The 13,628-nt window shown below is 66.8% G+C and carries 9 protein-coding genes and 2 pseudogenes; 2 read left to right on the forward strand and 9 right to left on the reverse strand.

Going from position 1 to position 13,628, the window contains the following annotated elements:
* Window positions 1-89: 89 nt before the first annotated feature.
* A pseudogene (locus P2PM1_RS22525) lies at window positions 90-1,153 on the reverse strand (IS5 family transposase).
* Window positions 1,154-1,269: 116 nt separating this feature from the next.
* Between P2PM1_RS22525 and P2PM1_RS22530 the strand changes: the two are divergent.
* Window positions 1,270-2,287, forward strand: a pseudogene (locus tag P2PM1_RS22530) (IS110 family transposase).
* A 397-nt stretch (window positions 2,288-2,684) separates the two neighbouring features.
* Here the strand turns inward: P2PM1_RS22530 and P2PM1_RS22535 are convergent.
* The 8 genes from P2PM1_RS22535 to P2PM1_RS22570 form a co-directional block, all read right to left on the reverse strand.
* Window positions 2,685-3,539, reverse strand: coding sequence for a class I SAM-dependent methyltransferase (locus tag P2PM1_RS22535; protein WP_186400640.1), 855 nt, complete (start codon window positions 3,537-3,539; stop codon window positions 2,685-2,687).
* Between the two features lie 128 nt (window positions 3,540-3,667).
* Entirely contained in the window at window positions 3,668-4,432 is a 765-nt protein-coding gene (locus P2PM1_RS22540) for an ABC transporter permease (protein ID WP_186389804.1), read from the reverse strand.
* On the reverse strand, window positions 4,429-5,217 hold the full coding sequence (locus tag P2PM1_RS22545) for an ABC transporter ATP-binding protein (RefSeq protein ID WP_186400641.1): 789 nt from the start codon (window positions 5,215-5,217) through the stop codon (window positions 4,429-4,431). Before P2PM1_RS22545 ends, P2PM1_RS22540 begins: the two co-directional genes overlap by 4 nt.
* 170 nt (window positions 5,218-5,387) lie before the next feature.
* The gene (locus P2PM1_RS22550) at window positions 5,388-6,398 is read right to left on the reverse strand and encodes an ABC transporter substrate-binding protein (RefSeq protein WP_186400642.1); all 1,011 of its coding nucleotides are present in this window, start codon (window positions 6,396-6,398) and stop codon (window positions 5,388-5,390) included.
* A gap of 173 nt (window positions 6,399-6,571) precedes the next feature.
* Window positions 6,572-8,458: a sulfate adenylyltransferase subunit CysN gene (cysN, locus tag P2PM1_RS22555; protein WP_186400643.1), complete on the reverse strand. Its 1,887-nt coding sequence runs from the start codon at window positions 8,456-8,458 to the stop codon at window positions 6,572-6,574.
* A 10-nt stretch (window positions 8,459-8,468) separates the two neighbouring features.
* Window positions 8,469-9,392: a sulfate adenylyltransferase subunit CysD gene (cysD, locus tag P2PM1_RS22560; RefSeq protein WP_371637007.1), complete on the reverse strand. Its 924-nt coding sequence runs from the start codon at window positions 9,390-9,392 to the stop codon at window positions 8,469-8,471.
* 370 nt (window positions 9,393-9,762) lie between these two features.
* On the reverse strand, window positions 9,763-10,611 hold the full coding sequence (gene cysQ, locus P2PM1_RS22565) for a 3'(2'),5'-bisphosphate nucleotidase CysQ (protein ID WP_244301602.1): 849 nt from the start codon (window positions 10,609-10,611) through the stop codon (window positions 9,763-9,765).
* 60 nt (window positions 10,612-10,671) lie between these two features.
* Window positions 10,672-11,991, reverse strand: a complete 1,320-nt coding sequence (locus P2PM1_RS22570) for a UDP-glucose/GDP-mannose dehydrogenase family protein (RefSeq protein ID WP_186400645.1) — start codon at window positions 11,989-11,991, stop codon at window positions 10,672-10,674.
* Between the two features lie 329 nt (window positions 11,992-12,320).
* Here P2PM1_RS22570 and galE point away from each other — a divergent pair, with 329 nt between their 5' ends.
* Complete coding sequence (gene galE / locus P2PM1_RS22575; RefSeq protein ID WP_186400646.1) at window positions 12,321-13,316, forward strand: UDP-glucose 4-epimerase GalE; 996 nt, start codon at window positions 12,321-12,323, stop codon at window positions 13,314-13,316.
* Window positions 13,317-13,628 lie beyond the last annotated feature (312 nt).

Raw genomic sequence — 13,628 nt, forward strand, 5'->3', positions numbered from 1 at the left:
GAACATCGACCTGGCGCAGCTTGGCGACGATCTCTTCGGGCTTGTGCTTCTTCTGGGGCATTCCAACGTCCTCTCTACGGCTCAATAGCCTACTTCAGGGAGGACCACTTTTCAGGGGGCAGACCAAAGGCCCATCCGACGCGGTCGCGGCCGCGGAAGCGGGTCTTCTCCTGCCGGGCGACTGTCTTGATCCAGCCGAACGCTTCCTCGATGCGCTTTCTGATGCGCTGGCTGGCGGCATAGCCTCCGTGCCGCGTCGTGCGGCCGTCGATCGCCGAGCGTCGGCCGCGGGTGTTCCGCGCCACGTGCGGCGTCACCTTCATCGAGCGCAACTCGTTGACGAAGTCCTCCGTGTCATAAGCCTTGTCGGCGCCGAGCGTGATCCGCCGCGGCCGATCGGCCAAAGGTTCGATCATGTGGAGTGCCGCCACCCGTTCGGCATGGCCGTCGGCGAAGGTCAGGCAGGCATCGACCAGAAGACCGTGGCGGTTCTCCATCAGCCCATGCCCCGTAAAGCACAGCTTCGCCTCCTTGCCTTTGCCCTTCTTGTAGAGCCTTGCCTCAGGGCGGTGGTCGAGGCATGCGTGTCGTTCGTCCGTTTCTGGCCATGGAAGTCGGCCTCCTGATTGCGCCCGCCGCCTTCTTCGGGTGGCTTGTCGGAGCCATCCCGCGGTCGGACGCTCTTCATTGACGCCCACGCCTCGATCAGCGTGCCGTCGACCGAGAAGTGATCGCTCGACAGGAGCCGCTTCACCTTCGGCTGCGCCAGCACCGCCGCCAGGAACTTCGCGGCGATGTCGCCTTCCAGCAGCCGGTCGCGGTTCTTGGAGAAGGTCGAGTGGTCCCATGCGGGATCGTCCACGCCGATGCCGACGAACCAGCGGAACAGAAGGTCGTACTCCAGCCGCTCCATCAGGAGCCGCTCTGAGCGGATCGAATAGAATGCCTGAAGGAGCATCGCCCGCAGCAGCTTCTCCCGCGGAATCGACGGCCGCCCGAGCGGCGAATAGAGCGCCGCGAACTCGCGCCCCAGCGCGCCGAGCGCTTCGTTCACGATCGTCCTGATCGCCCGCAGCGGATGATCGCGCCGCACCCGTGCCTCAAGATCGACGTAACTGAAAAGCTCGCCCGTCCGATTGTCGTCACCGCGCATAAACCGGTCTCCGAATCCCTTCGAAGACAGTGATGGGGTGGATGCCCCCAACCCCAACGGCATCGCAATGTGCCAAACTGGTGATGTTGAAGTCACCCGAAAAGGAGAGGGCATCCATGGAACAGGCTACCATAGTTGGCGTCGATCTGGCGAAGCGGGTCTTTCAGGTTCATGGCGCTGCGGCGGATGGTTCGGTGATGTTTCGCAAGAAGCTAACGCGCGCCCGTTTCCTAGCATTTCTGGGGAAGCTGCCAGCGTGCACCGTTGCGATGGAGGCATGCGCCACGTCGCATTTCTGGGGCCGGGAGGTCTCGAAGCTCGGTCACGCCGTCCGGCTGATCCCGCCGATCTACGTCAAGCCATTCGTGAAGCGACAGAAGAACGACGCTGCGGATGCGGAGGCAATTGCCGAAGCCGCCATGCGGCCTACGATGCGCTTTGTCGCTGTAAAGTCGGAACGGCAACAGGCGGGGGCGATGGTCTTTCGCGCAAGGGACCTGCTGGTGCGCCAGCGGACCCACTTGATCAACGCCCTGCGCGGGCATCTGGCCGAGTATGGCGTCATTGCGGCACAGGGAGCGGCGCATCTCAAGACGCTGAAGGCTGCGGTCGAGGCGCCAGACGCGGAACTGCCAGCGGTGGTGCGCGACGTCGCACGCCTCTATCTCGACCAGATCGCCGTGTGTGACAGGAAGATTGCAGAACTGGAGAAGTACATTCGTGCCGAGGCGGCCGAGGGGGGAGGCGACGACGCGGCTGCAGACCATGCCGGGAATCGGCGCGATGGCGATCGCGGCCTTCGCTCCACCCGTGCAGGAGTTTCGACGCGGTCGCGACTTCGCAGCCTGGCTGGGCCTTGTGCCGCGACAAATGTCGACCGGCGGCAAGCAGATCCTCGGCAGGACCTCGAAGATGGGCCAACGCGACATTCGAAGGCTGCTGATCATCGGCGCCATGGCCGTGGTGCGCGCAGCAGCCCGCAAAGCCCCGTCCGAGGGAAGCTGGCTGACCCGCATGCTGGCGCGCAAGCCGCGTATGGTGGTGGCCATCGCGCTGGCCAACAAGATGGCGCGTGCCGCTTGGGCCATGCTGACGAAACAGGAGAACTATCGGGATCCGATGATGGCGGCATGACGCCTTCTGTCATCGGTGCGTTGGGGATGTGAGGAGGGCCATGAATCGTAAGGGCAAATGATCGACAAGATCGGGATCGGGAAAACCAGTCTGATTCAAAGAGCCTTAAGCTCGCCACAGTGATCTGGACCCGCTCCGCGTATCTCCATACCGGCCCGCGGCCATGCAGCGCCGCACATCGAGGCCTGACACATGACCGCAACCGATCACATGCTCATACGTTCAAAGTCCTTGCGCATCTGGGGGCATCCACACATGAATCATGCTCCAAGCGCGGCGGCGAGCGGGTTTTTCAACACCCTGCTAGCAGGAGAAATCTGACACGACATTTAAGGCGCCGTAGCCTCGCAAAGGATGCGGTTGCCGCGTGGATCTGTCATAAGCGTTGTTCGCCCCCTCAGCGCTTCACGCAGCAGACCGCGTAGTCGAGGCGGCGGCCGTCGACATATTCCTGGTAGCGCATGGTGCCGGGCATGTCGGCCCAGTCGAGCGCGTAGTCGCGGAACGGCCAGGGCACCCGGTTGATCAGCTCGCGCCGGCGCGGCACGTCCTCGGCAATCGCCGCGAAGACGTTTTCGGTGATGTCGACCACCTTGTGCACGTCGAGCCCGTTCTTCTCGCAGAGCGCGTCGACGATCCGCCGCTGGTCGACGAAATCCTTGTCCGTATAGCCGACCGAGAAGCTCAAGACGCCGCCGGGGCGCAGCACGCGCGCGGCCTCCTGCATGAAGGCGTCCATGCCGACATAGCTCGCCGCGCCGACGCTGAAGATCATGTCGAACGAGCCGTTGGCCAGCGGCAGGTCGCGGGCATTGCCCTGCAGGATGTGGATGGAGGGGATGTGCTGCAGCCGCTTGCGGCCGACGCTCACCGCGCTGGTATTGACGTCGACGCCGGTGATCCGCGCCTGCGGGAAGCGGTGATGGGCCACCTGCACGCCGCCGCCGAGGCCGCAGCCGATGTCGAGGATGTCGGCCCAGTCGGCGCCATCGGCCCCTCCCCCTCCGGCGGCCTCGCGGGTCAGTTCCCACAGCACCTTGTCGTAAAGCGTCGCCTGCAGCGGCTCCCTGTCGAAGGGCGCAAGCTCCGTCCACGGCGCTTCCGCCGGCGAATAGCCGCTGTTGAAGAAGTTCTGGTGGCGGGCCGGCGACAGCCGGTAGAGCGCGAAATAGATCGCCTCCTGGAGCTTGCGCTGGAGCGGCTTGGGCAGGTTCCGCTGGATGCGGCGCTTCAGGACATAGAGGAACGACATGCAGGTCTCCGGCGGCTGGTGCCGACCGTGTTACAGGCTCGCGCGCCGCTTGCCTACACCCCGCAAGGCCTCCGGCGGCAGGTTCCGCCGGAGTGTTGCGCCGTCGCGCTACAGGCGAGTGCCGGCGATCAGTTGCGGCCCGAGCGGTGCGCCCAGCCGGTCATGCGCATCTCCAGCCAGGCCATCGCCGCATACATGACGATGCCGAGCACGGCGAGCGCGACGAGGCCGGCCCAGACCAGCGGCACGTTGAACTGCGACTGCGCCGCCAGCATCATGTGGCCGATGCCGGCATTGGCCGCCACCGTCTCGGAGATCACCGAGCCGACGAAGGCCAGCGTGATGGCGATCTTCAGCGAGCCGAAGAAATAGGGCATCGAGCGCGGGATGCCGACCTTCAGCATGATGTCCATCTTCTTCGCGCCGAGCGCGCGCAGCACGTCCTCCATCTCCGGCTCGATGGTGGCGAGCCCCGTCGCCACGTTGACGACGATGGGGAAGAAGGCGATCAGGAAGGCGGTCAGCACCGCCGGCACCGTGCCGATGCCGAACCAGATCACCAGGATCGGCACGACGGCGACCTTCGGGATCGAGTTGAAGCCGATCATCAGCGGATAGAGGCCGGCATAGATCGCCCGGCTCCAGCCGATGGCAAGGCCGAGCGCCAGCCCGCCGACCACCGCCAGCAGGAAGCCGACCGTCGTCGTGAACAGCGTCTGCAGCGAGTTCTTCCAGATCGGCGACCAGTATTTGACGATGGCCGCCCAGATGTCGGTCGGCGCCGGCAGGATGAAGACGGCGATGTCGAGGCCCTTGCACGCCGCTTCCCAGACGACGAACAGGCCGATCGTCCACAGCCAGGGGGCGGCCTTGATCCAGCGTTCGTTGGTCATGCGGCGGCCCTCGCCTCGGCAATGTGTCCGCGCAATTCGTGGACGATGTCGTTGAAGTCCCCGTCATAGGTCAGGTCGATCGGCCTCGGGCGCGGGAACCCGACCTGGCGCTCGACGATGATGCGGCCGGGGCGCGCGCTCATCACGAAGACGCGGTCGGCGAGGAACACCGCCTCGCGCAGGTCGTGGGTCACCAGAATGACGGTGAAGCCCTTTTCCGCGTGCAGGTCGCGCATCACCTGCCACAACTCCTCGCGGGTGAAGGCATCGAGCGCGCCGAACGGCTCGTCGAGCATCAGGAGCGCCGGGTCGTGGATCAGCGCGCGGCACAGGTTCGCGCGCTGCTGCATGCCGCCGGAGAGCTGCCAGGGGAACTTGTCGCCGAAGCCCTTGAGGCCGACCACCTCCAGCAGGCTTTCTGCACGGGCAACGTAGCTCTCATACTCGCTCTTCAGCCGGCGCCGGTGCGGCTGGACGATTTCCAGCGGCAGCATGACGTTCTTCAGCGTCGTGCGCCAGGGCAGCATCGAGGGGTTCTGGAAGGCCATGCCGACGACGGAGACGGGGCCGTCCACTTCCTTGCCGGCGACCTCGACGGTGCCGGCCTGCGGCCGGATCAGCCCGGTTGCGAGCTTCATCAGGGTCGACTTGCCGCAGCCCGAGGGGCCGACCACGGCGGCGAATTCGCCCTTCTGCACGGCCATGGTCAGGCCATCGAGGGCGAGCGTGCCGTCGCCGCCGTCATAGGCAAGGCGGATGTTGTTGAGATCGACGAAACCGGTCACGGCGGGGCGATACTCCGAGAGATGATGCGGCCTTCGCGGGCCGCAGGACGGGCGGTGGCGCCTGGCGCGAGGCGCCATGCGGGGCTGGCGCCGACAAGCCTGAGGAAACGACGCCCGCGCCTCCCCTTCCCGTCTCGCGAGACGAGGAGAAACGGCGCGGGCGCGGCCCCCTACTTGATCATCCGCTCCTCGACCGGCGGCAGATAGGAGGGGTCGAACACCCGCTCCGGCGCCGGCGGCGTGTCGCTCACGCCCATCGAGGCCTTGAGGTATTCCATCGACTGGGCGAGCTTGGCCATGTCGATGCCGCCGAAGCCGTTGGCCTTCACCGCCGGGGTGGCGATGGAGCCTTCGACGGCCATCAGGATGCGGTCGATCTCGGTCGCCTCGTCCAGCACCTCGTTGCGCTTCAGCACGTAAGGCACGGAGGCTTCCGGATCGGCGATCGTGTCGAGGAAGCCGCGCACCAGCGCCTTGACGAAGCCCTTCACCGCCTCCGGATTGCTCTCGGCGAAGTCGGTGTTGACCATCACCACGTTGCCGTAGAGGTCGAGCCCGTTCTCGGCCATCAGGATCGTGGCGATGTCATCCATCGGTACGCCCTGCGACTTCAGATTGATCACCGAGGAGAAGGAGAAGCCGAAGATCGCGTCGACCTGGCCCTGGGCCAGCATCGGCTCGCGCACCGGGAAGCCGACATTCTCGATGGTCATGCCGGAGGTGTCGAGGCCGGCGACGTCAACGAAGGCCGGCCACTGGCCGAAGGCGGCGTCCGGCGGCGGGGCGCCGAGCTTCTTGCCTTCCAGCGACTTCGGATCCTCGGTGACGCCGAGGCTCTTGCGGCCGATCACCGCGAAGGGCGGGCGCTCATAGGCCATCATCACCGCCTTGACCTTGAGGTCCGGCTGCTCGTCCATCAGCTTGATCAGGGCGTTGATGTCGCCGAAGCCCATCTGATAGGCGCCGGTGGCGACGCGCGGGATCGATTCGCGCGAGCCCGCGCCCGTGTCGATGGTGACGGCAAGGCCTTCCTCGGCGAAATAGCCCTTGTCCTGGGCGATGAAGAAGGGCGCTGCCGGGGCCTCGAACTTCCAGTCGAGGGTGAACTTGATCTCGGTCTGCGCCATCGCCGCCGGCGCGGCCAGCGTCAGGGCGAAAGCAATGCCAAAAAGTCTCCGCATGGTGTCCCCACTGGTGTTTTTATGAAGGGTCACCGGAGAGACTGCCCCGCAATTGCCCAAGCATCAAGCAATTTTGGCCTGCGCTCAATTCGCGGGCAAGGCCGCCGAAAAAGACGGCAAAACCGGCCGGACGCGCGTCGTCCGGCCGGTTTTTTCATCATAGGCCTCAAGCCCTACAGGCCGAGATAGCGGATCACCTCGTCGGCCAGCTCCTCGGCCGGACGCGCCACCGTGTCGAGCACCAGTTCGGCCCCCTCCGGCGCCTCGTAAGGGCTGTCGATGCCGGTGAAATTGCTGATCTCGCCGGCCCGCGCCTTGCGGTAGAGGCCCTTGGGATCGCGCGTCTCGGCGACGTCCAGCGGTGCGTGGACGTGGATCTCGACGAACTCGCCCGGCGCGAAGAGATCGCGCGCCATCTGCCGGTCCGAGCGGAACGGCGAGATGAACGACACCAGCGTGATCACGCCGGCTTCCGTGAACAGGCGCGCCACCTCGCCGACCCTGCGGATGTTCTCCACCCGGTCGGCCTCGGTGAAGCCGAGGTCGCGGTTGAGCCCGTGGCGCACATTGTCGCCGTCCAGCAGGAAAGTCAGCCGTCCTTGCGCGTGCAGCCGCTGCTCGACCAGGTTGGCGATGGTCGACTTGCCAGCGCCCGACAGGCCGGTGAACCACAGCACCCGCGGCGTCTGCCCGGTCAGCCGAGCCCGCGCCGCCCGGTCGATGTCGAAGGCCTGGCGGTGGATGTTGTCGGCCTTCCTGAGGCTCGCCCAGATCAGGCCGGCGCCGACCGTCTGATTGGTCAGCGGGTCGATCAGCACGAAGGAGCCCATCTCGCGATTGACCTCGTAGGGGTCGAAGGCAATGGGCGCGCTCAGGTGGATCTCGCAGAAGCCAATCTCGTTCAGCGCCAGCGTGCTCGCCGGCAGGTGCTTCAGCGAGTTGACGTCGATGCCGTGCTCGATCCGCGCCACCACGCCGGTGGTGCTGCGCTTGCCGGCCTTGATCACGTAGTTGCGGTCGGTGCGCAGCCCCTGGTCGCCCATCCAGATCACATGGGCGCTCAGGCGGTCGGAGACCTCCGGCCGGCTTTCCGGCGGGCTCAGCACGTCGCCGCGCGAGATGTCGACCTCTTCCTTCAAGGTGATGGTCACCGCATCGCCCGCCGCCGCCTCGTCCAGGTCGCCGTCCATGGTGGCGATCCGCGCCACCGTAGCGACCCGTCCGGAGGCGGCCACCGCCACCTTGTCGCCGGGGCGGATCGCACCGCTGACGATCGTGCCGGCATAGCCGCGGAAGTCGAGATTCGGCCGGTTCACCCATTGCACCGGCATGCGGAACGGGCCGAGCCGGTCCTCGCCGGCGACCTCCACCGCTTCCAGGTGCTCCAGCAGCGTCGGCCCGTCGTGCCAGCCCATCGCTTCGCTGCGGCGGGTGACGTTCTCGCCCGTCAGCGCCGACATCGGGATCACTTCCAGCGTCTCGAAGCCGAAGCCTTGCGAGAACGCCTCATACTCCGCGCGGATGCGCTGCAGCACCTCGCGGTCGTAGCCGACCAGATCCATCTTGTTGACGGCCACCACCACATGGCGGATGCCCAGCAGCGAGACGATGAAGGAGTGCCGGCGGGTCTGCTGCAGCACGCCCTTGCGCGCGTCGATCAGGATGATCGCCAGGTCTGAATTGGAGGCGCCCGTCGCCATGTTGCGGGTGTATTGCTCGTGGCCCGGCGTGTCGGCGACGATAAACTTGCGCGCCTCGGTGGCGAAGAAGCGATAGGCGACATCGATGGTGATGCCCTGCTCGCGCTCGGCCTCCAGCCCGTCGACCAGCAGCGCGAAGTCGAGCTCCTCGCCTTGCGTGCCGTATTTGCGCGAGTCCTTCTGCAGGGCCGCCACCTGGTCCTCGAACAGCCGCTTGGTGTCGTGCAGCAGCCGGCCGATCAGCGTCGACTTGCCGTCGTCGACGCTGCCGCAGGTGAGAAAGCGCAAGAGCCCTTTCCGTTCGTGATCGCCTAGATGGTCGAGCGCCTGGCCGGCGAGGGAAGGCAATGCCTGGTTCATGGGTCGATCCTCAGAAATAGCCTTCGCGTTTCTTCTTTTCCATCGACGCCGCCTCGTCGTGGTCGATCAGCCGGCCGGAGCGCTCCGAGGTGCGGGCGATCAGCATTTCGGTGACGATCTCGTCGAGGGTGGTGGCGGCGGAATCGATCGCCGCCGTCAGCGGATAGCAGCCGAGCGTGCGGAACCGCACCTGGCGCATCTGCGGCACCTCGCCGGGGCGCAGCGGCAGGCGCTCGTCGTCGACCATCACCAGCATGCCGTCGCGCTCCACCACCGGGCGCTCGGCGGCGTAGTAGAGCGGCACGATGGGGATGTTTTCGGAGCGGATGTATTGCCAGATGTCGAGCTCGGTCCAGTTCGACAGCGGGAAGACGCGCAGCGATTCGCCCGGACGCACCCGCGTGTTGAAGATCGACCACAGTTCCGGGCGCTGGTTCTTCGGGTCCCAGCCATGCGAGCCGGTGCGGAAGGAGAACACCCGCTCCTTGGAGCGCGACTTCTCCTCGTCGCGCCGGGCGCCGCCGAAGGCCGCGTCGAAGCCGTAATGCGACAGCGCCTGCTTCAGCGCGTCGGTCTTCATCACCTGGGTGTAGTAGGACGAGCCATGGTCGAACGGGTTGATGCCGTCGGCCAGGCCCTGCCGGTTGGTATGGGTCAGCAGCTCCATGCCCGCTTCCGCCGCCATGCGGTCGCGGAAGGCGATCATCTCGCGGAACTTCCAGGTCGTGTCGATATGCAGCAGCGGAAACGGCGGCGGCGCCGGGTAGAACGCCTTGCGCGCCAGATGCAGCATGACGCTCGAATCCTTGCCGATCGAGTAGAGCATCACCGGTCGCGACATCTCGGCGACGACCTCTCGGATGATCTCGATGGATTGCGCCTCGAGACGGCGCAGATGGCTTCCCCGGTTGGACACGGATGTCTCCTCGTGCACGAGGCCGGGAGATGCGCGGCGGCGGCCGGAGCGCCCTCGGCGCGACCGTCCCGTCCGCTGCTCCCGGCAGCTATCGTCCACGACTTACGCAGCCGCGCGCCCCAGCGCGAGAAACAGGATTGCCGACAAACGGCCGTCGTTAAAAAATCTCTGTCATTTCGCAGCTTTTGCGGATGCCTCGACGACCTTTGCGGCCGGGACGGCCTCCGAGGCGAAGCCGCGACCCGGGATCGGAGAGCCGAGAGCCTGTCGAAGGCACTCGCGAACAACACCACGCCCACCGTGCCTCCCCGATCCCGGATCTTCGGCCTTCGGCCTCATCCGGGAAGACGCGGGGAGAGACAGGCGCCAATACCGCCCCTCTCCTGCGTCAGCCGGCAGCGGACGCCTCGGCGACCTTGGCGGCGGCGGCGCGCACGAGATCGCTCGTGCCGGCGGCAAGGAAACCCGGATTGGCGAAGTCGGCGTCGTGCGGCTGGTTGCGCTTGCCATAGAGGAACGGCTTGCCGTCGAGGCGGCTGACGCTGCCGCCGGCGGCCAGCAGCACGGCGTGACCCGCCGCCGTGTCCCATTCCATGGTCCGTCCGAAGCGCGGATAAAGGTCCGCCTCGCCGCGCGCCACCAGGCAGAATTTCAGCGAGGAGCCGACGCTGACCGTGTCGTTCACGCCCATCGCGGTGAGCAGCGCGTCGGTCTCCGCGTCCCGGTGCGAGCGGCTGGCGACCGCCACCGGCGGCACCCTCGGCGCGGCGCGCACGCGCAGCGGCACCACCTCGCCGTCGCCGCTTCCCGCTGCGACCGTCTCCTCGACCGCGCCCTCACCGAGCCGCCCGAGATAGAGCGAACCGCGATGCGGCGCGTAGACGGCGCCCATCACCGGTACGCCCTTTTCCACCAGCGCGATGTTCACAGTGAAATCGCCGCGGCCGGAGATGAACTCGCGGGTGCCGTCCAGCGGATCGACGAGGAAGAAGCGCTCGCCGACCTCCTCGGGCAGCCGGCCGGCGGCGACCTCTTCTTCCGCGACCACCGGCACGCCCGGAAACGCCTTGGCCAGCCCGGCAAGGATGATCGCCTCGGCCCGGCGGTCGGCCTCGGTCACCGGACTGTCGTCGGCCTTGCTCTCCACCGCGACGCCGCCGTGGAAATAGTCGAGCAGCACCGCCCCCGCCTCCAGGCAGAGCGCTCTCAGCGCCCGCATCTCGTCCGTCATCCGCATGGTGTCTCTCCAGTGGTGATCCGTTCGTTGTGGTGGGCGGTCGGGTGGCGGGGCCGCCGCTCAGCCGAGAGCGAGCGGCGTCTTGCCGATGCCCCGGTAGTGCAGGCCGGCGGCGACCACATCCGAGCCCTGCCAGATGTTGCGCATGTCGATCACCGCGCGCCCGCGCATGCGCCGGGCGATCTCGGCGAGATCGAGCCCGCGATAGGTGTTCCACTCGGTGATGACCGCGAGGACATCGACCTCGTCCGCCACCTCGTAAGGATCCGTGCGCCATTCGAGGCCCGGCAGCAGCGGCTCGGCCTGGCTGCGCGCCTCCGGATCGTGGGCGACGACGGTGACGCCGGCCGCCTGCAGCGCCGGCACGATCACCAGCGAGGGGGCGTCGCGCACGTCGTCGGTGTTGGGCTTGAAGGCGATGCCGAGGATGCCGACGCGCTTGCCGGCAGTCTCGGGCCCGAGCGCCTCCAGCACCCGCTCCGCCATCTGCCGCTTGCGCTCCTCGTTGACGGCGATGGTCGCCTCGACCAGCCGCTGCGGTGCGCCGTGCTTCAGGCCGGTGGCGGCCAGCGCCGTCGTGTCCTTGGGAAAGCACGAACCGCCGAAGCCGGGGCCGGCATGCAGGAACTTCGAGCCGATGCGGTTGTCGAGGCCGATGCCGCTCGCCACCTTCTGCACGTCGCCGCCGACCTTCTCGCACAGGTTGGCGATCTCGTTGATGAAGGTGATCTTCAGCGCCAGGAAGGCGTTGGCGGCATATTTGGTCAGTTCGGCGTTTTCCAGCGAGGTGACGAGGATCGGCGTCTCGCGCAGGTAGAGCGGCCGGTAGAGGCGGCGCAGCGCGCTTTCCGCGCGCTCGTCCTCGGCGCCCACCACCACCCGGTCGGGCCGCATGAAATCCTCGATCGCCGAGCCTTCGCGCAAGAATTCCGGGTTGGAGGCGATGGAGAAGTCGACGCCGGGCCGCTCCTCGCGGATGATCTCGGCGACCTTGCGGCAGGTGCCGACGACGACGGTGGACTTGATGACGACGACCGTGCCGGGGCGCATCGCCTTGGCGATCTGGCGCGCGGCGGCATAGACATAGGTGAGGTCCGCCTCGCCGTCGCCGCGCCGCGAGGGCGTGCCGACGGCGATGAAGACCACGTCGGCACCGGCCACCGCCGTGTCGAAATCGGTGGTGAAGGACAGCCGGCCGGCCGCCAGATTGCGCTCGATCAGCCCGTCGAGGCCGGGCTCGTAGATCGGCACCTCACCCGCGTTGAGCCGCTCGATCTTGCCCGCGTCGATGTCGACACAGGCGATCTTGAAGCCGAATTCCGAAAAGCAGACGCCAGAGACCAGGCCGACATAGCCGGTGCCAATCATTGCGATGCGCATGCGTGCTCCTGGAGTTTCCTGGAAAAACGGGCCTGCGGGGGCCGGGAGGCGGCGGCGCGGGCCGGACCGGTGCTGTTCACGTCACGATCTTGCAGGCAGGATCCCTTGAGGGTCCCGATGAGGGTCCCGATGAGGGTCCCGGCGAGGATCCTGGAACCGGGTGCTCGCCGGCCGCGTTGCGGACCGCTTCGGCCAACCGCTCGCGAGCGCGCCTGTCCGGCTGCGTTCCTGTTCGCTTGCCAGCCGTTTGTCAACCCGCTAACACCATCGGGCGACCGGGTGCCGCGGCATCCGAAACGGCGCGTGGCGGACGGCCGCGGGAGGGGAGCATGGCGGTTCTTGTAACCGGTGGAGCAGGTTACATCGGAAGCCAGATGGCATGGCGGCTGCTGGACGCGGGCGAGCGGGTCGTCGTGCTCGACACGCTCGAGGGCGGGCATGCCTGGTCGGTGCCGCCGGCCGCTGCCTTCCTGCAAGGAGATGTCGCCGATCCGCAAGCCCTTGGCCGCGCGCTCGCCCTTGCCGGCGAGCCGGTCGACGCGGTGCTGCATTTCGCCGGCTCGGTCTCCGTGCCCGAATCCGTCGAGCGCCCCGAAAAATACTACCGCAACAACACCTGCGCGACGCTGGCGCTTGTCGAGGGCTGCCGCGCGGCGGGCATCGCCAACCTCATCTTCTCCTCCACCGCCGCCGTCTATGGCGAGGTCGGCGGCGATCCGGTCAGTGAGGACGCGCCGACGCTGCCCACCTCCCCCTATGGCATGTCGAAGCTGATGAGCGAGCGGATGCTTGCCGACATCGCCGGCGCCCATGGCCTGCGCTGCGGCGTGCTGCGCTATTTCAACGTCGCCGGCGCCGATCCGCTCGGGCGCACCGGCCATTCGACGCGGGGCGCGGCGCATCTGCTCAAGGTCGCCTGCGAGGCCGCGCTCGGCCTGCGCGACGGGCTGACCATCCACGGCACCGACTATCCGACCCGCGACGGCACCGCCGAGCGCGACTTCATCCATGTCGCCGACCTTGTGGAGGCGCATTACCTCGCCCTGCGCAAGCTGCGCGAGGGCAGTTCCGGCTTCACGCTGAATTGCGGCTACGGCCGGGGCTATACGGTGCTGGAGACGATTTCCGCCGTGAAGCGGCTGGCGGGCTGCGACTTTCCCGTCCACACCGGCCCACGGCGGCCGGGCGATATCGCCAGCGTGGTGGCGGACAACGGCAGGATTGTTGCAAGGCTCGGCTGGCGGCCGACCTATGACGATATCGAGGTCATCGCCGGGCACGCTCTTGCCTGGGAGAGGAAACTGTTGCAACGCAACGAGGGTTGATTGTCATCATTTTGAGAGACTGACCAACTCTGATGCCGCCCACAACGATACCGTTGAGGAACAAACATCTGGAGAAATTTATGCTGCAATGCAATATTGCCATATTACGGGCGCTTTGAACATCGTCTTGTATTGTTATGTTGAGACCGTTCGAATGACACTTGGCCGGTGGCAGGCTGGGGCAAAGCTGATTGAGAGACCTTGTCGGGGACGGTGGCAGGACCCATCCCGGACAAGGATGGGAGCCGGCCTCCGGCAGGGCGGTTGCAGGGGTATGCAACCCGACGACAACATGCGGTGGCAGTCGCAGGA

It is taken from the genome of Stappia sp. P2PMeth1 (assembly GCF_900185735.1).
Classification (GTDB): Bacteria; Pseudomonadota; Alphaproteobacteria; order Rhizobiales; family Stappiaceae; genus Stappia.